At 65.2% G+C, this 22,941-nt stretch carries 24 protein-coding genes and 1 tRNA gene; 13 read left to right on the forward strand and 12 right to left on the reverse strand.

What is annotated here, in order from left to right:
- Window positions 1-34 precede the first annotated feature (34 nt).
- The 3 genes from DSD28_RS22880 to DSD28_RS22890 all read right to left on the reverse strand — a co-directional run bounded on the left by DSD28_RS22880 (window position 35) and on the right by DSD28_RS22890 (window position 2,342).
- Window positions 35-1,318 (reverse strand): O-acetylhomoserine aminocarboxypropyltransferase, encoded by a 1,284-nt coding sequence (locus DSD28_RS22880; RefSeq protein WP_119258737.1) that lies wholly within the window; start codon window positions 1,316-1,318, stop codon window positions 35-37.
- A 95-nt stretch (window positions 1,319-1,413) separates the two neighbouring features.
- A complete protein-coding gene (locus tag DSD28_RS22885; protein WP_119258738.1) occupies window positions 1,414-1,842 on the reverse strand; it encodes a CoA-binding protein in 429 nt (142 codons plus the stop codon).
- A 62-nt stretch (window positions 1,843-1,904) separates the two neighbouring features.
- Window positions 1,905-2,342: a CoA-binding protein gene (locus DSD28_RS22890; protein WP_119258739.1), complete on the reverse strand. Its 438-nt coding sequence runs from the start codon at window positions 2,340-2,342 to the stop codon at window positions 1,905-1,907.
- Window positions 2,343-2,582: 240 nt separating this feature from the next.
- On the opposite strand from DSD28_RS22890, the gene DSD28_RS22895 reads away from it, so the two are divergent.
- Window positions 2,583-3,419 (forward strand): EamA family transporter, encoded by an 837-nt coding sequence (locus DSD28_RS22895; protein ID WP_119258740.1) that lies wholly within the window; start codon window positions 2,583-2,585, stop codon window positions 3,417-3,419.
- Here DSD28_RS22895 and DSD28_RS22900 read toward each other — a convergent pair whose 3' ends face one another.
- Window positions 3,420-4,241, reverse strand: a complete 822-nt coding sequence (locus tag DSD28_RS22900; RefSeq protein WP_119258799.1) for an enoyl-CoA hydratase — start codon at window positions 4,239-4,241, stop codon at window positions 3,420-3,422. It abuts the gene before it with no gap.
- Window positions 4,242-4,376: 135 nt separating this feature from the next.
- On the opposite strand from DSD28_RS22900, the gene DSD28_RS22905 reads away from it, so the two are divergent.
- From DSD28_RS22905 to DSD28_RS22930, 6 genes are all read left to right on the forward strand, one after another.
- Window positions 4,377-4,808: a PaaI family thioesterase gene (locus DSD28_RS22905; RefSeq protein ID WP_119258741.1), complete on the forward strand. Its 432-nt coding sequence runs from the start codon at window positions 4,377-4,379 to the stop codon at window positions 4,806-4,808.
- Between the two features lie 229 nt (window positions 4,809-5,037).
- Window positions 5,038-5,502, forward strand: coding sequence for a 50S ribosomal protein L13 (gene rplM, locus DSD28_RS22910; protein ID WP_119258742.1), 465 nt, complete (start codon window positions 5,038-5,040; stop codon window positions 5,500-5,502).
- Between the two features lie 2 nt (window positions 5,503-5,504).
- Window positions 5,505-5,981 (forward strand): 30S ribosomal protein S9, encoded by a 477-nt coding sequence (rpsI, locus tag DSD28_RS22915; RefSeq protein WP_119258743.1) that lies wholly within the window; start codon window positions 5,505-5,507, stop codon window positions 5,979-5,981.
- A gap of 139 nt (window positions 5,982-6,120) precedes the next feature.
- Window positions 6,121-7,074: an agmatinase gene (gene speB, locus DSD28_RS22920; RefSeq protein WP_119258744.1), complete on the forward strand. Its 954-nt coding sequence runs from the start codon at window positions 6,121-6,123 to the stop codon at window positions 7,072-7,074.
- Between the two features lie 118 nt (window positions 7,075-7,192).
- Window positions 7,193-8,125: an N-acetyl-gamma-glutamyl-phosphate reductase gene (gene argC / locus DSD28_RS22925; protein ID WP_119258745.1), complete on the forward strand. Its 933-nt coding sequence runs from the start codon at window positions 7,193-7,195 to the stop codon at window positions 8,123-8,125.
- The gene (locus DSD28_RS22930; RefSeq protein ID WP_119258746.1) at window positions 8,122-8,964 is read left to right on the forward strand and encodes an aminoglycoside phosphotransferase family protein; all 843 of its coding nucleotides are present in this window, start codon (window positions 8,122-8,124) and stop codon (window positions 8,962-8,964) included. Before argC ends, DSD28_RS22930 begins: the two co-directional genes overlap by 4 nt.
- Before the next feature lie 6 nt (window positions 8,965-8,970).
- Here DSD28_RS22930 and DSD28_RS22935 read toward each other — a convergent pair whose 3' ends face one another.
- Window positions 8,971-10,062 carry a COX15/CtaA family protein gene (locus DSD28_RS22935; RefSeq protein ID WP_119258747.1) on the reverse strand — a complete coding sequence of 364 codons (1,092 nt, stop codon included), beginning with the start codon at window positions 10,060-10,062 and terminating at the stop codon, window positions 8,971-8,973.
- A 194-nt stretch (window positions 10,063-10,256) separates the two neighbouring features.
- On the opposite strand from DSD28_RS22935, the gene DSD28_RS22940 reads away from it, so the two are divergent.
- Both DSD28_RS22940 and DSD28_RS22945 read left to right on the forward strand, forming a co-directional pair.
- Window positions 10,257-10,475 (forward strand): DUF2842 domain-containing protein, encoded by a 219-nt coding sequence (locus DSD28_RS22940; RefSeq protein WP_119258748.1) that lies wholly within the window; start codon window positions 10,257-10,259, stop codon window positions 10,473-10,475.
- 147 nt (window positions 10,476-10,622) lie between these two features.
- Window positions 10,623-11,867, forward strand: coding sequence for a GNAT family N-acetyltransferase (locus DSD28_RS22945; RefSeq protein ID WP_119258749.1), 1,245 nt, complete (start codon window positions 10,623-10,625; stop codon window positions 11,865-11,867).
- Here DSD28_RS22945 and DSD28_RS22950 read toward each other — a convergent pair.
- Entirely contained in the window at window positions 11,864-14,089 is a 2,226-nt protein-coding gene (locus DSD28_RS22950; protein ID WP_119258750.1) for a GumC family protein, read from the reverse strand. The genes DSD28_RS22945 and DSD28_RS22950 overlap by 4 nt on opposite strands.
- Before the next feature lie 207 nt (window positions 14,090-14,296).
- On the opposite strand from DSD28_RS22950, the gene DSD28_RS22955 reads away from it, so the two are divergent.
- Genes DSD28_RS22955 through DSD28_RS22970 form a run of 4 tightly spaced genes read left to right on the forward strand, consistent with a single transcriptional unit; the run spans window position 14,297 to window position 18,975 of the window.
- The gene (locus DSD28_RS22955; protein WP_119258751.1) at window positions 14,297-14,872 is read left to right on the forward strand and encodes a polysaccharide biosynthesis/export family protein; all 576 of its coding nucleotides are present in this window, start codon (window positions 14,297-14,299) and stop codon (window positions 14,870-14,872) included.
- A 5-nt stretch (window positions 14,873-14,877) separates the two neighbouring features.
- Entirely contained in the window at window positions 14,878-16,065 is a 1,188-nt protein-coding gene (locus DSD28_RS22960) for a glycosyltransferase family 4 protein (RefSeq protein ID WP_119258752.1), read from the forward strand.
- 55 nt (window positions 16,066-16,120) lie between these two features.
- On the forward strand, window positions 16,121-17,683 hold the full coding sequence (locus DSD28_RS22965) for an undecaprenyl-phosphate glucose phosphotransferase (protein WP_119258753.1): 1,563 nt from the start codon (window positions 16,121-16,123) through the stop codon (window positions 17,681-17,683).
- Window positions 17,680-18,975, forward strand: coding sequence for an O-antigen ligase family protein (locus DSD28_RS22970; protein ID WP_119258754.1), 1,296 nt, complete (start codon window positions 17,680-17,682; stop codon window positions 18,973-18,975). The genes DSD28_RS22965 and DSD28_RS22970 overlap by 4 nt, the downstream gene beginning before the upstream one ends.
- Here DSD28_RS22970 and DSD28_RS22975 read toward each other — a convergent pair.
- The 6 genes from DSD28_RS22975 to plsX form a co-directional block, all read right to left on the reverse strand.
- Window positions 18,965-19,216 (reverse strand): GlsB/YeaQ/YmgE family stress response membrane protein, encoded by a 252-nt coding sequence (locus tag DSD28_RS22975; protein ID WP_119258755.1) that lies wholly within the window; start codon window positions 19,214-19,216, stop codon window positions 18,965-18,967. The genes DSD28_RS22970 and DSD28_RS22975 overlap by 11 nt on opposite strands.
- 116 nt (window positions 19,217-19,332) lie before the next feature.
- Window positions 19,333-19,409, reverse strand: a tRNA-Pro gene (locus tag DSD28_RS22980).
- Between the two features lie 361 nt (window positions 19,410-19,770).
- Window positions 19,771-20,301: a MerR family transcriptional regulator gene (locus DSD28_RS22985; RefSeq protein WP_119258756.1), complete on the reverse strand. Its 531-nt coding sequence runs from the start codon at window positions 20,299-20,301 to the stop codon at window positions 19,771-19,773.
- Window positions 20,302-20,429: 128 nt separating this feature from the next.
- A complete protein-coding gene (locus tag DSD28_RS22990) occupies window positions 20,430-20,768 on the reverse strand; it encodes an integration host factor subunit alpha (RefSeq protein ID WP_064329714.1) in 339 nt (112 codons plus the stop codon).
- A 99-nt stretch (window positions 20,769-20,867) separates the two neighbouring features.
- The gene (locus DSD28_RS22995) at window positions 20,868-21,839 is read right to left on the reverse strand and encodes a beta-ketoacyl-ACP synthase III (RefSeq protein ID WP_119258757.1); all 972 of its coding nucleotides are present in this window, start codon (window positions 21,837-21,839) and stop codon (window positions 20,868-20,870) included.
- A gap of 1 nt (window position 21,840) precedes the next feature.
- Entirely contained in the window at window positions 21,841-22,896 is a 1,056-nt protein-coding gene (plsX, locus tag DSD28_RS23000) for a phosphate acyltransferase PlsX (protein ID WP_119258758.1), read from the reverse strand.
- Between the last annotated feature and the right edge of the window lie 45 nt (window positions 22,897-22,941).

The raw sequence follows: 22,941 nt of genomic DNA on the forward strand, positions 1-22,941 counted from the left end.
TCCGGCCTGCCGGATGAGGGGCGACCTAGATTTCTCAAGCCTTGGCGAGCGCCTGCTCGATATCCGCGATGATGTCGGCGACGTCCTCGATGCCGATGGAGAGGCGCACGACGTCCGGGCCGGCGCCGGCGGCGACCTGCTGCTCCTCGCTGAGCTGGCGGTGGGTGGTGGAGGCCGGGTGGATGACGAGCGAGCGCGTGTCGCCGATATTGGCGAGGTGCGAGAGCATTTCCAGCCCCTCGACGAAACGCTTGCCCGCCTCGTAGCCGCCCTTCAGGCCGAAGGTGAAGACGGCGCCCGCGCCCTTCGGCGAATAGCGCTGCTGCAGCGCATAGTTAGGGTCGGTCTCGAGGCCCGCATAGTTGACCCAGGACACCTTGTCGTGGCTCTTCAGCCACTTGGCGACGGCGAACGCGTTGTCGCAATGACGCTGCATGCGCAGCGGCAGCGTCTCGATGCCGTTGAGAAGCTGGAAGGCGTTGAAGGGCGAGATGGCCGGGCCGAAGTCGCGCAGGCCGAGGACGCGGCAGGCGATGGCGAAGGCGAAATTGCCGAAGGTGGCGTGCAGCACCATGCCGGCATATTCCGGGCGCGGCTCGGAGAGCGCCGGATACTTGCCGGAGGCCGACCAGTCGAAGGTGCCGCCGTCGACGATGACGCCGCCCATGGAATTGCCGTGGCCGCCCATGAACTTGGTCAGCGAATGCACGACGATGTCGGCGCCGTGCTCCAGCGGGCGCAGCAGGTAGGGCGTCGCCATCGTGTTGTCGACGATGAGCGGCAGGCCGTGGCGATGGGCGATCTCGGCGATGCCGGCGATATCGACGAAGGTGCCGCCCGGATTGGCGAGGCTCTCGATGAAGATCGCCTTGGTCTTGTCGTCGATCTGGCTCTCGAAGCTCGACAGGTCGGCCGGATCGGCCCAGCGCACATGCCAGTCGAACGACTTGAAGGCGTGGCCGAACTGGTTGATCGAGCCGCCGTAGAGCCGGCGGGCGGCGATGAAGTTCTCGCCCGGGCGCATGATCGTGTGGAAGACGAGGAGTTGGGCCGAATGGCCCGAGGCGACGGCGAGCGCCGCCGTGCCGCCTTCAAGCGCGGCGACACGCTCTTCGAGCACGGCCTGCGTCGGGTTCATGATGCGGGTATAGATGTTGCCGAAGGCCTGCAGGCCGAAGAGCGAGGCGGCGTGATCCGTATCGTTGAAGACGAAGCTTGTGGTCTGGTAGATCGGCGTCGCGCGGGCACCCGTCGTCGGGTCCGGCTGGGCGCCGGCGTGGACGGCGAGCGTGGAAAATCCGGGCTTGTTCTTGCTCATGAAATGGCCTCCCTGGCTAAAGTCGGGGCGACTATTTCAGAGACTTAAAGCCCGGTCAAAGAAAGATTTTCCGACGATCTGCCGGCCGCGCGGCCTCAGGCGACGAGGCGCGGATATTCGATCGCCGGGCAGCGGTCCATGACCACCTTGACGCCCGCCGCCTCGGCCTTCGCGGCGGCCTCGTCGTGCCGCACCGAGAGCTGTCCCCATATGACCTTCGGCAGCGGGGAGAGCGCCAGAACCTCGTCCACGACGGAGGGGAGCGCATCGGCGGCGCGGAAGACATCCACCATGTCGATGGGCTCGGCTATGTCGGCAAGGCGCGCGACGACGGTCTGGCCGAGAATCTCCTTGCCGGCCTGGCCGGGATTAACGGGAATGACGCGATAGCCCTTGCGCAGCAGGAAGGCCATGACCCGGTAGCTCGGGCGCTCCGGGTTGGGCGAGGCGCCGACCAGCGCGATCACCTTCGTCGAGCGCAGGATATCGGCGATGTAATAGTCCGGATAGGAATCGTGGTTCATGGCGCTTTCCCGTTTTCTGCGCGGAGAATTGGGGTAACGCAACGTGAAGTCAATATGAGCGCTCAGGACGCCTTGAGCATCAGCACCGGATATTCCGTGACCGGGCAGCGGTCCATGACGACCCGGATGCCCGCCGCTTCCGCCCGGGCGGCCGCCGCATCGTCGCGCACGGTGAACTGTCCCCAGATCACCGACGGCAGCGGGCGAAGGGCCAGCACCTCGTCGACGACCGCCTGGAACTGGCTGGCGGCGCGGAAGACGTCCACCATGTCGATCGGCTCGGGAATGTCGGCAAGGTGCCCGTAGACGGCCTGGCCGAGGATGGTCTTGCCGGCATGGCCGGGATTGACCGGGATGACGCGGTATCCCTTGCCGAGCAGGAAGCCCATGACGCCATGGCTCGGCCGCGCGTCATTCGGCGAGGCGCCGAGCACGGCGATGGTGTGCACGGATTTCAGGATGTGGCGAATATAGCTGTCGGGATAGTGATTATGGTTCATCGCTGCCTCCTCCGGCGTTCGCGACCGTCTCTCACTGGCTGCCTGTCATTCGTCGTCCCTGCCGCATTCTAGCCCGAAATCTTAAAGAAGGCGACCGTGCCCCTGCCCGCCTGCATGCGGGCCCTGTGCCGATTCGGGACAGATCGTGCGGTTTCCTGAAAATTGCCGGTTGCAAACCGCCTCTTTTGGGCAGATGAAGACGCACTCCCCTTCGCGCGCCTGCCCTTCCGAGGTCCCCGATTGCCGCTAGACGTTCTCTTTCTCGTGCTGTTCGGCGCGGCCCTGCATGCGACCTGGAATGCCCTCGTCAAATCCGGCACCGACAAGTCGCTCGACGCCGCGATGGTCTCGCTCGGCGGCGGGGTGATCGGCCTTGCTTTCCTTCCGCTGGTGCCGATGCCGCAGCCGGCGGCCTGGCCGTTCATCCTGACGTCGACATTCCTGCAATTCGCCTATTTCCAGCTCGTGGCCGCCGCCTACCGCACCGGCGATATCGGCCTCGTCTATCCGTTGATGCGCGGCACACCGCCCCTTCTGATCGCGATGACCAGCGGCGTGATCCTCGGCGAGCATCTGACGTCCATGGCGATGGTCGGCGTTCTCGTCATCTCGGCGGGCGTGCTCACCCTCGCCCTCGAGGCGCGCCACGGCAGCCGCCGCGCCATCGCCTATGCGTTCGCCAATGCCGTGGTGATCGCCGGCTATACCTTCGTCGACGGCGCAGGCGCGCGCGTCTCGGGCAACGCCGTCTCCTATACGCTCTGGCTGTCGCTTCCGACGCCGGTGCTGCTCTTCGCCTGGGCGGTCCTGCGGCGGGGCACCCGGCCGGTCTGGAACCATGTGCGGCGCAACTGGGCGCGCGGCCTCCTCGGCGGCGCCGGCTCCATCGCCTCCTACGGCCTCGCCCTGTGGGCTATGACCAGAGCGCCGGTCGCGACCGTGGCGGCGCTTCGCGAGACCGCCATCCTCTTCGCGCTCCTCATCTCGGTCTTCATCCTCAAGGAGAAGGCCGGCATCTGGCGCTACGTCGCCGGCTCGGTCATCGCCTGCGGCGTGCTGGTGCTGAAGCTGGCCTAGCTACTTCCGGTCCCATTCCGGCATGCGCTTGCCGAGGAAGGCGCCGATGCCCTCCTTCGCGTCGTCCGCGAGCATGTTGTCGACCATCGCTGCCACCGCGACGTCATAGGCTTCCGCTACCGGCAATCCGGCCTGCGCGCGGAAGGCTGCCTTGCCGATGCGCAGCGCCTGCGGCGACTTTGCGGCGATGACGGCAGCGTATTTGTCGACGACCTGACGGAGATATTGCTGCGGCACGATGCGGTTGACGAGGCCGAAGTCCTTGGCGGTGGAGGCGTCGATGGTCTCGCCGGTCAGCAGCATTTCCATCGCCTGCTTGGGGTGCGCCGCGCGGGTGACGGCGACCATCGGCGTCGAGCAGAAGAGGCCGATATTGACGCCCGGCGTGCAGAAGGTGGAGGTATCGGTGCAGATGGCAAGGTCGCAGCTCGCAACGAGCTGGCAGCCGGCAGCCGTGGCGAGCCCGTCGATCTCGGCAACGACCGGCTGCGGCAGCGCGGCGATCTTCAGCATGATCTCCGCCGCCATGCGCATGGTCCTCTCGAAGAAGGCGCGGCCGCCGTCGGCATCCTCGCGATGCGCGGTCATTTCCTTGAGGTCGTGGCCGGCGGAAAAGACCTTGCCCGTCGAGGCGAGCACGACGACGCGGATGGCATCATCGGCGGCGACGGCATCCAGCGCCGCGCCGAGCGCTTCCATGACCGCGATGGAGAGGGCATTGGCGGGCGGATTGTTGAGCGTGATCCGAAGGATCGGCTCGGCGCGTTCGACGCGCACCAGGCCCGTCGGCTCCTCTTTCCTGAACGACACCACATCCGCCATGATCGCCTCCTTCATGTTTCCGCCTCCGGTCCTACGCCGCGCGGCAGCCGGTTTCAAGCGCGCGTACATAGACTTTGAGAGGGCTTGCAGCGGCCGGAAAATCGGTCTTCAAAGCAGGCGACAGGAGAGAATGCCATGGAATTGACGCCCGTCATGAACCCCGAGGCGCTGAACCGCTTCCTCGAAACCGATTTTCCGCAGCTTCACACGGACGGCAAGGTGTTCGAGGTGGTGGATGTCTCCCCCGGCTCGGTCGTCATGCGCCTCATGCCGAACGAGCGGCATCTGCGCCCCGGCGGTACCGTCTCCGGCCCCACGCTCTTCGCGCTCGCCGATGTCGGCGCCTATTGCGCCGTGCTCGCCCATATCGGACCGGTGGCGCTGGCGGTCACCACCAGCCTCAACATCAACTTCCTGCGCAAGCCGAAGCCCGGCCCCCTCACCTGCACCTGCCGGCTTCTCAAGCTCGGCAAGCGGCTGGCGGTCATGGAAGCCTCGATTTTCGACGAGAATGCCGACGATCTGGTGGCCCACGCCACCGCGACCTATTCGATTCCGCCGCGATAATTTGTGGTATTTATATACCTCACAAATAAGCCATTGTTTTCATTATCGTATCTTTGACGTCGCCCGGATTGCGTCCCTTGACGTCCCATCGGCTCTCGCTTATAAGCCGCCCAGATCGCGGTCCCCACGGGCCGCGTTCGATTTTTGGCATCCGCAAGGGGCCAAACCAAGCAACAAGAAACGCCCGTCGCCCACAAGGCCTCGGGACCCTAAAGAAAGAGCTACTCCCATGGCAACCTTCGTACAGAAGCCCGCCGAGGTAGAGAAGAAGTGGATCCTCATCGACGCCGAAGGCCTCGTTGTCGGTCGCCTCGCTACCCTCATCGCTAACCGCCTGCGCGGCAAGCACAAGGCAACCTTCACGCCCCACGTCGACGACGGCGACAACGTCATCGTCATCAACGCCGACAAGGTCGTCTTCACCGGCAAGAAGTACTCCGACAAGAAGTACTACTGGCACACCGGTTACCCGGGCGGCATCAAGGAGCGCACGGCTCGCCAGATCATCGAAGGCCGCTTCCCGGAGCGCGTCCTCGAGAAGGCTGTCGAACGCATGGTTCCGCGCGGCCCGCTCGGCCGTCGCCAGATGAAGAACCTGCGCGTCTACGCCGGCTCCAACCACCCGCATGAAGCACAGCAGCCCGTCGCTCTCGACGTCGCCGCGCTGAACAGCAAGAACACAAGGAGCGCCTGATAATGGCCGACCTCTCCTCGCTCAAGGACCTCGGCGTCGCCGCTGCAGCTCCGGCCGCTTCCGCCCCGGTTCACGTCAAGAAGGTTGACGCCCAGGGCCGTTCCTACGCAACCGGCAAGCGCAAGGACGCCGTTGCCCGTGTATGGGTCAAGCCGGGCTCCGGCAAGATCACCATCAACGGCAAGTCGTTCGAAGCCTACTTCGCCCGCCCGGTCCTGCAGATGATCCTGCAGCAGCCGATCGTCGCAGCGGCCCGTGACGGCCAGTTCGACATCGACGCGACCGTCGCCGGCGGCGGCCTTTCCGGCCAGGCCGGTGCCGTTCGTCACGGCATCTCCAAGGCGCTGACCTACTTCGAGCCGGGCCTGCGCTCGGTCCTCAAGAAGGGCGGCTTCCTGACTCGCGACTCGCGCGTCGTCGAACGCAAGAAGTACGGCAAGGCCAAGGCCCGTCGTTCGTTCCAGTTCTCCAAGCGCTAATCGCTCGGAAGACTTGTTCTTCAGGAAAGGCCGGGGTTCGCCCCGACCTTTTCGTTTTCGGCGACACAAAATCCACAGAGTCCTCTTGCCTTGAAGGCGCCGATTGGCGAACGTCCCGCCAGACTTCGGAGGGACTTTCATGGCCAACAAGACGATCGACCACGCCATCACGGGCAAGACGCTGAAGAGCGCAGCCTCGGACCCGACCCATGCGGGCATCCTCTCCTTCATGCGCCGCCGCTATACGAAGGTGCTGAAGGACGTGGACGCCGTCGTCTGGGGCATTCCCTTCGACGCCGCGACCTCCAACCGTCCCGGCACGCGCTTCGGGCCGCAGGCCATCCGCCGCGCATCGGCGATCATGGACAACGATCCGCAATATCCGTTCGAACGCGACCTCTTCGAGGACATGGCGGTCATCGACTATGGCGACTGCCTGCTCGACTACGGCAACCACCAGAAGACGCCCGGCACCATCGAGCGCGAGGCGAAGAAGATCCTGAAATCCGGCGCCTACATGCTGACGCTGGGCGGCGACCATTTCATCACGCTGCCGCTGCTGCGCGCCCATGCCGAAAAATACGGCCCCCTCTCCCTCGTGCAGTTCGACGCCCACCAGGATACCTGGGCGGACGAGAAGGGCCGCATCGACCACGGCTCCTTCGTCGGCACCGCCGTGCGCGAGGGGCTGATCGATGCAGAAAGCTCGATCCAGATCGGCATCCGCACCCATGCGCCGGAGGATTGCGGCATCCGCATCCTCTACGGCTACGACGTCGAGGAAATGAGCGCCGCCGAGATCGCCGAAACGATCATCCGCCATGTCGGCGACCGGGCGACCTATCTCACCTTCGATATCGACTGCCTCGACCCGGCCTTCGCCCCCGGCACCGGCACGCCCGTCTCCGGCGGCCCGTCCAGCGCGCGCATCCTCTCGGTCCTGCGCAAGCTCGGCGCCCTCAACATTGTCGGCTCCGATGTGGTCGAGGTGGCCCCCGCCTACGACCATGCCGATATCACCGCCATCGCCGGCTCCAACATCGCCATGTACATGCTGGGCCTGCATGCCGAGAATCTGGCGGAGCGCCGCTGACGGTGCGGCATTGAATGCGACAGGCCGAGGGGTTATATCGGCCGCGACTTCTTATGTTCGTAATTCCGCAACACGCTTTTGCTGGAATTGCGCAAGGCTCTGACAGGATGGACAGCAGATGAAACCGAAGATCTTCATCGATGGCGAACACGGCACGACGGGCCTGCAGATCCGCACGCGCATGGCCGGCCGCAGCGATGTCGAGCTGCTCTCCATTCCCGAGGCCGAGCGCCGCAATGCACAGCTGCGCGAAGACCTCCTGAACAGCGCCGACGTCGCGATCCTCTGCCTGCCGGACGACGCGGCGAAGGAAGCCGTGGCCATGGTGTCCGGCAACAACGAGGTGCGCATCATCGATACCTCGACCGCGCACCGCGTCAATCCGGACTGGGCATACGGTTTTGCCGAGATGGACCGCGAGCAGCCGAAGAAGATCGCCGGCGCCCGCTATGTCGCCAATCCCGGCTGCTATCCGACGGGCGCCATCGGCCTCCTCCGCCCGCTCCGCCTCGCCGGCATCCTGCCGGAGGACTATCCGGTCACGGTCAATGCGGTCTCCGGCTATACGGGCGGCGGCAAGCAGCTCATCGCACAGATGGAGAATGCCGACCATCCCGAGCATGTCGCCTCGCCGCACTTCCTCTACGGCCTGCCGCTCAAGCATAAGCACGTGCCGGAGATGCAGGTACATGGCCTCCTTTCCCGCGCGCCCCTCTTCGCGCCCTCCGTCGGCAAGTTCGCGCAGGGCATGATCGTGCAGGTGCCGCTCTACCTCGCCGACCTCAACGGCCACGCCTCGCTGGGCTCGATCCACGAGGCGCTTGCCGACCACTATGCCGGGCAGGACATCGTCGAGGTGGTGGACCTCAAGGAGAGCGCGGCGCTCCCCCGCGTCGACGCCGTCGAGCTTGCCGATACGGACCGCATGAAACTCTACGTCTTCGGCACCGCCGGCGCGCCGCATGTCAACCTCGTCGCCCTGCTCGACAATCTCGGCAAGGGCGCATCGGGTGCGGCCGTCCAGAACATGGACCTGATGCTGAGGGGATGAAGGCCGGATACCCGTCCTTCCCCGCCGAATGGCGGATCGAAAGCGCCCGGCTTATTGCCGATACGGCTGCCGGAAGCGTCTATGAAGTGGTGCTTTCCGACGGCGCGAGCGCGATCATCAAGCACCTGAAGCCGAAGGTCCTGGAAGACAGCCTGCGCGGCGCGGATTTCCTCGCCTGGAGAGATGGCATCGGCTGTGTGAGGCTGCTTGCCCGCTCGGACGACATGTTGCTGATGGAGCATGCCGGCAAGACGACGCTGCGTGATCACCTCGAGACCCGGGGCGACGACGATGCGACCCGTATCGCCGCCGAGGTGCTGCGGGCATATCACCACCCTTCGCAGACCCCACCACCCGCTAGCCTGTTGCCGCTGCCGCGCTATTTTGCAAGCCTGTTCACCAAGGCCGAGCAGGACCGCAGGGAAAGCCTGGCAAGTCCCTATGTGGATGCCGCGGCTATTGCCGATGCGCTGATCGCCGACCAGCGGGATATCAAGCCGCTGCATGGCGACCTGCACCACGAAAACATCGTCCACGGCCCACGCGGCTGGCTGATCATCGATCCGGCGGGGCTGATCGGCGATGTGGCGCTCGACGTCGCCAACATGTTCTCCAATCCGCTCGACCGCTTCGACCTTACCCGGAACGAGGAACGGATCGCCGAAATGGCCGCGACCTTCGGCGAAACGCTCGGCCGCGACGGCCGCACGATCCTGCGCTACGCCTTCGCCTATGGCTGCCTGTCGGCCGCATGGCATGAGGAGGACGGCAGCGAAGAGGAGCGCGACAACGAACTCGCCGTCGCCGCCGCCGTCCGCAACGTTCTCGGGCAGGCCTGAGCGGGATCAGTCGTCCGCGATCTCGCGGGGAAACTCCCCATAGAACCCGCGCCAATGCGCGATGGCGAAGCCGAGCACGATCAGCGCGCCGCCCTGGTGGGCGAGCGCCCATACGAGCGGGACCTGCCAGACCAGCGTGAGGATGCCGATCGTCGCCTGCAGACAGACGAGGCCGAACAGCAGCAGCGCGCGGCGCGCATGCGTCGTTTCCGGTGCGGCGCGCAGCGACGAGACCAGATGGATCAGGGTAAGCGCGAAGAGCACATAGGCGCCGAGGCGGTGGACGAACTGCACGGTCTTCGGGTTTTCGAAGAGGTTGATCCACCAAGGCTGCTGCACGAAGAGGCCGCCCGGCACCAGCGCGCCGTCCATCAAGGGCCATGTATTGTAGGTGAGGCCCGCATGAAGGCCGGCGACGAGCGCGCCGAGATAGATCTGGAAGATCGCCATGCAGGCGATGATGCCGGCCATCCGGCGCGCGCCGGCGGTCGGCGGCGCATCCTCGCTATGCGGCGCGAGCGCGCGCATGATCCACATCGTCAGCGCGAAGATGAGACAGGCGATGGTGAGGTGCGTCGCCAGCCGGTACTGGCTGACCGAGACCCGCTCGGCAAGGCCGGAGGAGACCATCCACCAGCCGATGAAGCCCTGGAAACCGCCGAGCGCCAGAAGGCCGGCGAGCGGCCAGCGCAGCCGCTTCTCGATGCGTCCCGTGAACCAGAAGAAGACGAGCGGCACGGCGAAGATGAAGCCGATGGAGCGCGCGATCAGCCGGTGTGCCCATTCCCACCAGAAGATCGACTTGAACTCGTCGACCGTCATGCCCTTGTTGATCTGCTCATATTGCGGGATGCGCTTGTAGAGCTCGAACTCCTCCTGCCACTCGGCAGCGGTGAGTGGGGGGATGGCGCCGTGGATCGGCTTCCATTCGGTAATGGAAAGGCCCGAGCCGGTCAGCCGCGTCGCGCCACCGACGAGGACGAGGACGGCGAGCGCGACCAGCACGACGGCGAGCCAGCGGCGCACCTGGCGGCGGTTGCGGTCGATCCGGTCGCTGTCATGGCCGCTTCGATAGGCGTTGACGGTCGTGGCGTTCATTCTGTCGGCTCCTGTTGAACGGCAGCATGGCTGCCGCTTAGGATTTTTCAAGCAAGCGCCGGCGCAAAACCGCGCGGGCGCATTGGCTGGACTGGTTCCAGCGTTGATTTGCCCGACCAGCCCGTGCAAAACAAGGCCCGAACCTTTGCGGCATGCCGTCGCGCCCCGCCGCCCCCGTTTTTGAAAGACCGAAAATGCCCCCTCGCCTCAGAAAACTGATCGGCACGATCCTGATCATCATCCTCGTGCTCTTCTATGCCCTGGTCGCGACGACCGTCGCCTCGGCGACGCTCGGTCAGTCGCCGTGGTACATCCACCTTCTCTATTTCGCCGTAACCGGGCTTTTGTGGATCCTGCCCGCCATGCTCATCATCAAGTGGATGGAAAAGCCGGCAAAGCCGCGCGACGAATAGGCCGCAGGGCCCGCCGAATTAGGGAATCGATAACCGCACCCGCCGATTTCGCCGGCACGGAGCGGGCTTAAACCTTTTTCGCACGCCTTGCGCGTAGCCTCAAGGCGCGGCAATGCGGCCGCGTGGCCAAGGCAAGGGTCGAGGGCGATGCAACTGCAGATCAAGGCGTCCGGGCATGAACCCGCGGCCCTCCTTACGGAGGGAGCCGGCGACGTGCTGCATGCGGGCCTGCCGCTCACGCTTCGCCTGCACGACCGCATGGAGCCGCTGGAGGCGGCGTGGCGCGCGCTCGAAGCGGAAGACGGCCTCTCCCTCCACCAGAGCTACGACTGGTGCCGGGCCTGGGCGGAGACCCACGGCCACGATCTCATGATCATCGAGGGCCTTCGCGGCGGAAGCACGCAATTCATCCTGCCGCTGGAGGTCGTGCGCCAGGGGCCGCTGCGCACCGCCCGGATGATCGCCACCGATTTCAGCAATATCAATACCGGCCTTTACGGCGAGGCATTCCGCGAGACCTCCTCGCCCCGGCAGCTCCTGCGCGCCCTCGAGGACATGCGCGGCCAGCTTGCCCGCACCTGCGACCTGCTGCTTCTCGAGAAGATGCCGCTGGAATGGCGCGGCCGCGCCAGCCCCTTCGCCGCCCTTCCCTCGGTGATCAACCAGAACGCGGCGTTCCAGCTCGCGGTGTTCGACAGCTTCGAACGGACACTGGAGCAGATCAACGCCAAGCGCCGCCGCAAGCGGGCGCGCAACTCCGAGCGGCGCCTCGCCGCGACAGGCGGCTACAACCATGTCATCGCCGGGCCGGGCGAGGACGCGCTCGCGCTGCTCGACCTGTTCTTCCGCCAGAAGGCGGCGCGATTCGAGGCGATGGGCCTGCCGGATGTCTTCCGCGAGGAGCGTACGCGCAGCTTCTTCCGCGCCCTCGCCTCGGCCCCCGCGGCTGGCGGCAATCATCTCCTCCAGCTCCACGCCCTTCGCCTCAAGGGCGAGCACGAGGGACATGTCGCGGCCATAACGGGCCTTTCGCGCAAGGGCGATCATGTGATCTGCCAGTTCGGCTCGATCGACGACAGCGTGGCGGCGGATGCCAGCCCCGGCGACTTCCTGTTCCATATCGCCATCGAGAAACTGTGCGGCGAAGGCGTGCGGCTTTTCGATTTCGGCATCGGCGACCAGCTCTACAAACGCTCCTGGTGCCCGATCGAGACGGCGCAGCACGATCTTCTCTGGCCGGTAACGCTGGCCGGCAGGGCCGCGGCGACCCTGCACCGCGCCAAGGCCGCCACCAAGCGGCTCATCAAGCAGAACCCGCAGGTCTATTCCTTCGTGCAGCGCCTTCGCTTCGGCAAGGCGGAGCCTGCCGGATCCGCTACCGCCGCCGATTAGGCGGCCCGGCGGCCCGGGTGACCGGGGGGCTCCTTCGCCTCGCCCGTCATCAGCACGATCTCGCTGTAGCCCGCATCGCCGAAGGCGGTGAGCAGGTCGACGACCTCGTCCTCGTCGGCGCCGGGAAGGGAGAGGATGATATCCATCTGCTGGTCACGCGTCAGGCGGCGCACGCCCTCCACCTCGGCCGCCCCGCATTCCACGATCACCGTGTCATAGGCGTCGGACAGCGAATCGACCACCATCGCGAGACGGTCGATGCCGCGCATGGCGCGCCTGATATTGGCATTGCCGCGCGGGATGATATGGGCGTCGGAAAGCCGGTCGCCGTGGATGATGTCGCCGAAGGCGGCATCGCCGACGAGAAGATCGGTGATGCCGGGCAGGAACTGCGACTGCGCCATCAGCCGGGTCGGGCAGGCCGATCCCGTCAGGTCGATGATCAGCGTCTTGCGGTTTTCCTGCGCGATGCGGCGGGCGAGCATGACGGTGGCCGCCGAGCCGCGGTCGCCGGACGGCGAGACGGAGATGGCGACCGGGATTTCGTTCTCGACCAGATAGTCGGCAACGGCGGCGATGGAATAATCCTCGTCATCCTCCGCTTCCACGGCGGCGATTTCCGCAACCTCCGGCTCCTCCTCGTCCTCGTCTTCCGGTTCCATGTCCGAGAGCAGCGAACGGGCCGGCACGACGGGCTCCCGGAAGGCCTCACGGTCCGCATGGACGACCGGCTCTTCCAGGGTTTCGACGGGCTCCGGCGTCTCCACAACCACTTCTTCCTCCTCGCGGCGCCGGGACGTCGCGGCAGCAGCGGCGGCGGTCGGCTTCAGGGCGCGGCCGCTGAAGAGTTCGGCAAGCAGGATGATGATGGAACTCAGCGCGAAGCCGGCCACACCGCCCACGACGGTGATCGGAACCACCTTCGGGAAGGAAACCTCCGTCGGCTCGACAGCCGCCGAGATGACGCGGGCATCCGCCGGGGTCGCGTTGTTGCTCGTGCGCGAGGTCGCCTCGCGGTAGCGCGCAAGATAGGTCTCGAGAAGCTGGCGCTGGGCGGCAGCCTCGCGCTCCAGCGCCTTGAGGCCAACCTCGTCCTCGCCGGCGCGGGCGGTGTCAGCCTTCAGCTTGTTGAGCTGCTGCGTGAGCTGGGTTTCGCGCAGCTCCGCCGTCTTCGCCTCGTTTTCGAGGCTCGACAGGATCTTCTGCGTTTCCGCCTTGATCTGCGTGCGGATACCGGAAAGCTGCGAGCGCAGGCCCTTCAACCGGGGATGCCCCTCCAGCAGCGAAGTCGAAAGGTCGGAGATCTGCCCCTGGATCTGCGCCTCGCTCTCCTTGAGCCGCTGGATCATCTGCGAGCCGACGACGTCGGAAAGCGTATCCGGCGACCCGCCGCTCTTCAGAACGGCACGCACGCTTTCGGCCCGTGCCTCGGCATTGGCGCGCTCGCCGCGCACACGGGCAAGCTCGGTGGAGATGTCGTTCAACTGGCGCACCGCGAAGGTCGAATTGTCGCCCGTCGGCAGGAGATCGGACTGCGAGCGGTATTCGGCGACCTTCTGCTCGGCCTCGCGCACCTTTTCGCGCAGGTTGGCGATCTCCGGCTCCAGCCAGCGCGTCGCCTCGGAATTGGTGTCGAGCTTGGCGCCACTCTGCAGGGAGAGATAGACCTTGGCCATCTCGTTGGGGATCTCGGCGGCAAGGCGTGGGTCCTTCGAGGCGAACTCGATGGCGATGACGCGCGAGCGCTCCACCTGGTAGACGGTCAGCTTCTCGGTGAATTCCTTGAGGACGCGCTCTTCCGGCGGCAGGTCGAGCGGGTTCTTGCGAAGGCCAAGAAGCACCAGAACGTCGGAAACGGCCGAGGGCTTCGCCGTCGTGTCGAACTCCTCCAGCTCATAGAGCTTCATGTTACGCGCGACCTGTTTGATGAGGTCGGCCGACTGGAGGAGCTGCACCTGGCTGGCGATGCCCGCCTCGTCGAAGGCCGGCTGCTCGCCGCCCTGCGCACGATCCTGCCCCGTCGTGAAGGCGGGCTCGCGCGTTTCGATGAGGAGGCGCGCCTCGCTCTTGTATTTGGGCGTGATCAGGCTCGCACCGGCAAAGGCGATGCCCGCGCAGGCGACGGTCGCCAGCAGCACGCGCATACGGTTGCGCCAGATCGCACCGAACAGACCGCCAAGGTCGATATCGACATCCTGCTGGCTCTCGTGAACGCCCGACATAACAAACTCCAAACCCGACGATTTGGCTGCACGGTAAACAAACATGGTAACGCAAGAGTTAATCTTCCGGCGCTTCCCCTACCCCGCGTTGTTCGTTTCTCCGGAAAAAACGGCCTTTGCTTCCGACAGGCGCGCGGCCTTTACCAGCCGTTAACCCTAACGGAACGATAACGGGGCCTCACATCTGATTTGGGACGGAACTGCGAAATGCGTGTCGCTACGATCAACAAGGGCATCCTGCTCGCGCTGGCGCTCATCGTGCCGGCCGTTTCGGGCTGCAGCAGCTATCGCCCCGCCCCCAAGGCCTTCCACGAGGCGACGATCCAGCCCTATCGCCTCGACAGCGGCGACCGGCTGCGCATCACCGTCTTCGAGCAGACCGGCCTCAGCAATACCTATACGGTCGACCAGGCCGGCTATGTCGCCTTCCCGCTCATCGGCGCCGTGCCGGCGCGCGGCCAGACCATCCAGGAACTGGAAAGCATCATCGCGGCGAAGCTCCGCCAGGGCTACCTGCGCGATCCGGACGTCTCCATCGAGGTCGACCGCTACCGCTCCATCTATCTCATGGGCGAGGTCGGTCAGGCGGGGCAGTACAGCTACGTCGCCGGCATGACGATCCAGAACGCCATCGCGGTCGCCGGCGGCTTCTCGCCGCGCGCCAACCAGCGCGACGTCGACGTGACCCGCAAGATCAACGGCAAGATCGTCACCGGAAGGGTCTCCATTTCCGATCCGGTGCTGGCCGGCGATACGATCTATGTGCGCGAACGACTGTTCTGATCCTCATGGCGGACGATGGGCCCCTGCGCATCATTCATTGTTTCAGGTCCCCCGTCGGCGGAATCTTCCGCCATGTGCGCGACCTTGCCGAATACCACACGCGGGCAGGCCATGAGGTCGGCATCATCTGCGACAGCCTTACCGGCGGCTCTTTCGAGGACAAGCTCTTCGACGAGATCCGCCCCCATCTCTCGCTCGGCCTCGTCCGCATGCCGATCAGCCGGTCGGTCAATCTGCGCGACCTCGGCGCCATTCGGGACAGTTATCGTGAAATAAAAGGTTTGCAGCCGGATGTCCTGCATGGGCATGGCGCCAAGGGTGGCGCCATCGCCCGGCTCATCGGCTCGATCCTGCGGGTCAACAGGTATCGCGTAGCCCGCCTCTATACGCCGCATGGCGGCAGCCTGCACTACACCCGGCGCTCGGCGACGGGGCTCGCGGTCCTCACCGCCGAGCGGCTTCTCGAACCCTTCGGCGATGCCATCGCCTTCGTCTGCGACTACGAGAAGGACGCCTATACCGCCCGCGTCGGCCGCCCGCGCATCCAGACGGCGCGCATCTACAACGGCATCCACGACCGGGATTTCGAGCGGGTCTATCCCCGCGAGGATGCGGTCGATTTCCTCTATATCGGCATGCTGCGCGACCTGAAGGGGCCGGACGTCTTCGTCGACGCTTTCGCCCGCGCCGAGCGCATCGCCGGCCGGCCGCTCTCCGCGCTGATGATCGGCGACGGGCCGGACAGGGAAAAATACAAGCAGATGATGCTGCAGCTCGGCCTCGGCCGGCGCATCGTCATGATGCCCGCCATGAAGGCACGCGAGGCCTTCGCCCTCACCCGCAACGTGGTCGTGCCGTCGCGCGCCGAGGCGATGCCCTATATCGTACTGGAAGCGCTCGCCGCCCAGAAGCCGGTCATCGCAAGCCGTGTCGGCGGCATACCGGAAGTGCTCGGCCGCGACAGCATCGCGCTCACCGAGCCGGGCGACGCCCAGTCCCTGGCGGCGGCCATGGCCCAGGCGATCGGCGATCCCGGCTGGCTGCGCAAGGTCATGCCGGAGCCCGCCGCCTTCAAGGAAACCTTCTCGGCCTCGGCCATGTCCGGCTCGATCCTTGCCCTTTACCGGGACATTCTCGCCCGCCAGGCCGGCGGCCGGCGGCTTGCGGAAACCTCGGCGGAAGCCCTGCCGTAAACGTTTCTTAGGGGCTTCGTGCTATTTCCGGCACAAAGCCCCAAAGGTGCATGCCATGAACCATGTCGAGAAGCCCGAATCCTTCGATCCGGAAGGTTTGAGACGCAGGCTCTCCGAAAGCCGGGGAAATGCGTCCGGCCCGGCTGCCGGCGGCGCGGAGGAAAAGGGCGTCGAGCTCAATCAGCTTGCCCGCCAGATCGCCGAACAGTTCCGCGACGACAGCTATTCGCCCGCCATGATCACCGGGCTGCTGCGCCTTTGCGAATTCGGCGCACTGCTTGCCCTCGGCTACTTCATCCATGCGCTCTATGACGGCTTCGAGATCACGGTGCTCTATGCCGCCGTGCTCGTGGGCGGCGCGGCCATCGGGGTCCTCCTCCTGCAACTCGCCGATGCCTATCAGGTGCCGGCGCTCCGCTCGCCCTTGCGCATGACGCCGCGCATCCTCGCCGCCTGGGCGGCGGCCTTCGCCTCCATTTCGCTCGTCCTCTTCTTCTTCAAGACGGGCGACCAGTATTCCCGCGTCTGGTTTGCCGCCTGGTTCGCGACGGGCGCCGTCTATCTCCTGTTCGAGCGGCAGGTGATCGCCTATGCGATCCGCCGCTGGGCCCGCAACGGCACGATGGAGCGGCGCGCCGTCATCGTCGGCGGCGGCGAACCGGCCAAGGAACTCATCCGCTCGCTGGAATACCAGCCGGAGAACGACATCCGCATCTGCGGCATCTTCGACGACCGCGACGAGCGCCGCTCGCCCTCGATCATCGCCGGCTATCCCAAGCTCGGCAATGTCGCCGAACTCGTCGAATTCGCCCGCCTCGCGCGCATCGACATGCTGATCATCTCGCTGCCGCTCTCGGCCGAGACGCGCATCCTGTCGCTGCTCAAGAAGCTGTGGGTGCTGCCGGTGGACATTCGCCTTGCCGCCCATGCGAGGGGCCTTCGCTTCCGCCCGCGCAGCTATTCGCAGATCGGCGCCGTGCCGATGCTCGACATCTTCGACAAGCCGATCGCCGACTGGGACAATGTCGCCAAGCGCATCTTCGACATCTTCTTCTCCGTCGTCGCGCTCGTCCTGCTCTGGCCGGTGCTGATCGGCGCGGCCATCGCGGTGAAGCTCTCCTCGCCCGGCCCGATCCTCTTCAAGCAGAAGCGCCACGGCTTCAACAACGAGGTCATCGAAGTCTACAAGTTCCGCTCGATGTACACGCATCTTTCGGACCCGTCCGCCCGCGCCGCCGTCACCAAGGGCGATCCGCGCGTGACCCGCGTCGGCCGCTTCCTGCGCAAGTCCTCCATCGACGAGCTGCCGCAGCTCTTCAACGTGCTGAAGGGCGAGCTCTCGCTCGTCGGGCCCCGTCCGCATGCCGTCGAGGCGCAGACGCACGACCGCAAATATGTCGATGTCGTCGACAGCTATTTCGCCCGCCACCGCGTGAAGCCGGGCGTGACCGGCTGGGCGCAGATCAACGGCTGGCGCGGCGAGATCGACCATGACGACAAGATCCGCTTCCGCACCGAATTCGACCTCTATTACATCGAGAACTGGTCGCTCTGGCTCGACCTGAAGATCCTGTTCCTGACGCCCTTCCGCCTGCTCAACACGGAAAACGCCTATTGAGCGACGCGACCCTCCCCCACGCCCCCTCCTTCCGGCCGCAGCTTGCGGCCGTCGGCATTATCGGCTCGGGGCTGGTGACGCTGGGCGTGTTCCTGTCGGGCTTCGTCATCAGCGAGCCGGCGCCCTATGAGGTCTTCATGGCGGCGCTCATCGGCCTCTGGGCGCTCGTGGGGCTGCGCATCTCGCGCACCGTCGGATCGCTTCTCGCCCTTCTCGTGGTCTTCAATATCGGCGGCATGCTTTCGCTGACGGTGATGGACGATCTTTCCGAGGGGCCGATGTACATGGCCGTCTCGCTGTTCCTCGCCATTTCCAGTGTCTTCTTCGCCGCGATCGTCGAGGCGAAGCCGGCACGGCTGCAGCTCATCTTCCGCGCCTGGGTGGCAAGCGCCCTCATCACCTCGATGCTCGGCATCCTTGGCTATTTCCATGCCTTCCCGGGCTCGGAGGCGTTCACGCTCTACGACCGCGCCAAGGGCGCCTTCCAGGACCCGAACGTCTTCGGCCCCTTCCTCGTCGCCCCCTCGCTCTACCTGATGCACGGCCTTCTCGCCGGCCGCATCCTCGGCGCGCCGCTGAAGGTGATCGGCGTCCTCATCCTGGCGCTCGGCATCTTCCTGTCCTTCTCGCGCGCGGCCTGGGGGCTCTACCTCTTCGCCGTCGCGGCGCTCGTCTTCATCATGCTGCTGAAGGAGCGCACCGGGGCATTCCGGCTGAAGATTCTCATCCTCAGCATCTCGGCGGCCGGCCTGATGATCCTCGCGCTGGTCGTCGCCCTGCAGTTCGACAAGGTCTCGAACCTCTTCTCCAGCCGCACGCAGCTCGTCCAGGAATATGACGGCGGCCATCTCGGGCGCTTCGAGCGCCACCGCATCGGCTTCCTGATGGCGATGGAAAAGCCGCTCGGCATCGGACCGATGCGCTTCGGCAAGATGTTCTCCGAAGACGAGCACAACATCTACCTGAAATCGCTCACCACCTATGGCTGGCTCGGCTTCATCACCTACCTGACATTGGTCGGATGGACGCTCTCGGCCGCCTTCAAGGCGCTGCTGCGCGACAGGCCATGGCAGCCCTACCTGATGATCGCCTTCATCACGCTGCTCGGCCACAGCGGGATCGGCTTCGTCATCGACACCGACCACTGGCGCCATTTCTACCTGCTGCTCGGCGTCACATGGGGCTGCCTTGCGCTGGAGCGCCGTTACACCCGGCAGGCGCTCAAAGGAAAAGCCGCCCCTCCTCCCGGAGAGACGGCTTTCGATAACCCATCGGGCAAATCTATCGCCTGATGGCCCTTGCCAGCGCTATCAGGATGCAGGCGCCGATGAAGCCGGCGACGAGATAGCCCAGCCAGCCGCCGAGCGAAACGCCGATCAGCCCCAGCAGGATGTTTGCGACCGCCGCGCCGACGATGCCGAGAACGATGTTCATCAGCACGCCCATATTGCTCTTCATGAACATTTCGGCGAGCCAGCCGGCAATGCCGCCGATGATGATGGCTGCGATCCAGCCGATGCCTGCATTTTCCATGCGTAATCTCCTCAAGCGTCAGATAGCCCCGGCACGACAAGCCGGCGGCGAGAAAACGCGAAGAGACGCGTAAAGTTCCATGCGGAACTTCAAATGCAATCTATGAGGGGAGAGAATGGTCGGAATGGCGGGATTCGAACCCACGACCCCTTGACCCCCAGTCAAGTGCGCTACCGGGCTGCGCTACATTCCGGACCGCGCAAACCCCTATAGTCTCGGGCATTTGGATGCAAGCCCAAAATTGCCAATTCGGGATGTTTCGTCATCGGCAATTCGAATTTCCTGCGGAGGACGGCGGCGTCCCTGCATCGGGTACGCGGCCTTCGTCCTCACGGCGGAGCTTGGCAAGCGCATGACGCTTCCAAGACAGGATTCTTTTCGCAAGCGTACCGGATTCGTCAAATCAGACCTTCCCGGCCATTAGACCAAAGTCTAAGACTGTTCCTGCTCGCTTGTCATTTTGCGAGCAACTCCCCCGCGTCACAGAGCCAAGCGTGACGCTTGTTTTGCCCCGCCATAGTGCGGGGCTTTTTCTTTTCGGGGATTTCCGCGGTTCAGCGGACCTGATCGAGCAGGCGCTTGCATTCCAGGAGATCGTAGAGCGCCTCCTGCAGGAGGGCGCGGTCCTCCTTGCCGACGCTGGTCTTGCCGAGCGAGATTTCCGGTGTCTCCTCGCCGCCGCCGACGAAGGAGAAGAAGCGGCGGCTGGCCGGCGCCTTGGCGCGGCCGACGATCTGGTCCTCGTCGCTGCCGGCCTTCGGCGGGGGCGGCTCCTCGTGGCTGGCGGCCGCCAGCGCCTCGACGGTCGCAAGGTCGCCGCTGGCAATCGCCGCGACGAACTTGTTGCCATTGACCTTGAGCAGCTTCTGCACGCCCTTGATCGTATAGCCGTGGTCGTAGAGCAGATGGCGGATGCCCTTGAGGAGATCGACGTCTTCCGGGCGATAGTAGCGCCGCCCGCCGCCGCGCTTCATCGGCTTGATCTGCGTGAAGCGCGTTTCCCAGAAACGCAGCACATGCTGCGGCAGGTCGAGATCGTCGGCGACCTCGCTGATGGTGCGGAAAGCGTCCGGACTCTTGTCCATTCTACCCTCGATGAAAGCTCACGCCGGCGCACGGGAAGCGTGCCGCCGAATCGTATTCATTTCAGCGGGTTGCCGGGCGATATTCAAGTTTCAAATTGCTAATGCCCGGCAACAGGCGGGAAAATCGCTCAGGACGCGGGAGAAGCGGGCTTCTGCTTCGCCTTGCGCGCGAGATGGGCCTTCAGCACCCGCTGCTTGAGAACGTTGGACGCCTTGAAGGTCATGACGCGGCGCGGCGAGATCGGCACTTCCTCGCCGGTCTTCGGGTTTCGCCCGATGCGCTCGTTCTTGTCACGAACCTGGAATGTCGCGAAGGAGGAGAGCTTCACGCTCTCGCCCCGAACGATGGCGTTGCAAATCTCGTCGATCACGGTTTCGACAAGCTCCGCGGATTCTGTTCTGGAAAGGCCAACCTTCCGGAAAACCGATTCGGCCAAATCTGCGCGTGTCACCGTCTTACCGCTCATCGCTCCTCACCGATTTCCTATTGAAAGCCTATGGTTAAGTGGCGGAAGAGTATTGTCCTTGCCCCCTCGGGTCAAGCGGGCCTGCTGCGCAGTCTCACCTTACCAGCGAAGCAGCACCGCACCCCAGGTGAAACCGCCGCCCATCGCCTCCAGAAGGACGAGGTCGCCCTGCTTGATACGGCCGTCTGCGGCCGCCGCCGCAAGGGCCAGCGGGATCGATGCCGCCGAGGTGTTGCCATGCTGGTCCACGGTGATGACGACCTTCTCCAGCGGGATGCCGAGCTTCCTGGCCGAACCGTCGATGATGCGCTTGTTGGCCTGGTGCGGCACCAGCCAGTCGACGTCGTCGGCGGTGAAGCCGGTGGCGTCGAAGGCCGAGACGATGACGTCCGTGATCATGCCGACCGCATGCTTGAAGACCTCGCGGCCCTCCATGCGCAGATGGCCGACCGTGCCGGTGGTGGACGGGCCGCCGTCGACGAAGAGCTTGTCGCGGTGCGCGCCGTCGGAGCGAAGCTGCGTCGACAGCACGCCGCGGTCCGCATTGGTCCCCGCCCCTTCCTGCGCTTCCAGCACGATGGCGCCGGCGCCGTCGCCGAAGAGCACGCAGGTCGTGCGGTCGGTCCAGTCGAGGATGCGCGAGAAGGTCTCCGCGCCGATGACGAGGACGCGTTTCGCAAGCCCGCCGCGGATATAGGCGTCCGCCGTCGTCACGGCATAGACGAAGCCCGAACAGACCGCCTGCACGTCGAAGGCGAAGCCATGGGACATGCCGAGGCGGTTCTGGATGTTCACGGCCGTCGCCGGGAAGGTGTTGTCCGGCGTGGAGGTGGCGACGATGATCAGGTCGATGTCGGCGGCGGTGAGGCCGGCATTGTCCAGCGCGGCGCGGGCAGCGCCCTCGCCGAGCGAAGCTGTCGTCTCGCCCTCGCCGGCGATGTAGCGCTGGCGGATGCCGGTGCGCTGCACGATCCATTCGTCGGACGTGTCGACCATGCTTTCCAGTTCGGCATTGGTGAGCACCCGTTTCGGAAGCGCCGTTCCGAAACCGCGAACCACTGAACGAATCATCCTATACCTCGTCGGTCACGCCCGGGGCGCCTTCGACAGGCCGGCCCGCGTGATACTTCTGCAAATCCCGTTCGATCTTGTCCCTGAGGCCGTTGCGGACCATGTCGTAGCCGACATCCACCGCCGCGGCGAAGCCCTCGGCATCCGTGCCGCCATGGCTCTTGATGACGATGCCGTTGAGGCCGAGGAACACGCCGCCGTTCGTCTTGCGCGGGTCCATCTTCTCGCGCACGCGGTCGAAGGCGCTCTTGGCGAGAATGTAGCCGAGCTTGGCAAGCCAAGTGCGCGACATGGCCGCGCGCAGGTATTCGGCGATCTGCCGCGCCGTGCCTTCCGCCGCCTTCAGGGCGATGTTTCCTGAAAACCCTTCCGTGACCACCACGTCCACCGTGCCGCGACCGATATCGTCGCCTTCCACGAAGCCGTAATATTCAATCGTGTCGAAATTGGCCTCGCGGATGAGCTGGCCGGCGGCCTTGACCTCTTCCTGGCCCTTGATCTCCTCGACGCCGACATTGAGGAGGCCGAGCGTCGGCCGGTCGATCTCGAACAGCGCGCGCGCCATGGCTCCGCCCATCAGCGCGAAGTCGAAGAGCTGGCTTGCATCGGCGCCGATCGTCGCGCCGATGTCGAGCACGATGCTCTCGCCCTTCAGGGTCGGCCAGATGCCGGCGATGGCCGGGCGCTCGATATTGGCCATCATGCGAAGGCAGAACTTCGACATGGCCATCAGCGCGCCGGTATTGCCGGCGGAGACGGCGACATCGGCCTCGTTTTTCGCCACGGCATCGATCGCCTGCCACATGGAGGACTTGCCGCGGCCGCGGCGCAGCGCCTGGCTCGGCTTCTCGTCCATGGCGACGGAGACGTCGCAATGATGGAAAGTGCTTGCAGCCTTCAGCTTGGGATGCTGCGCCAGAAGCGGCTCGCATTCGGCGGCATTGCCATAAAGTACGAAGCGGATCTCGGGATGTCGTTCGAGAGCCTTGGCTGCGCCCGGGATGGCGACCTTCGGACCGAAATCGCCACCCATGACATCGACGGATATTCTGACCACGCGAGTCTTGCCTTACTAGCCTTGATTCTTGTTCCAACGGCAGAG

Origin of the sequence: Shinella zoogloeoides (assembly GCF_003574625.1) — a bacterium.
Lineage (GTDB): Bacteria > Pseudomonadota > Alphaproteobacteria > Rhizobiales > Rhizobiaceae > Shinella > Shinella zoogloeoides_A.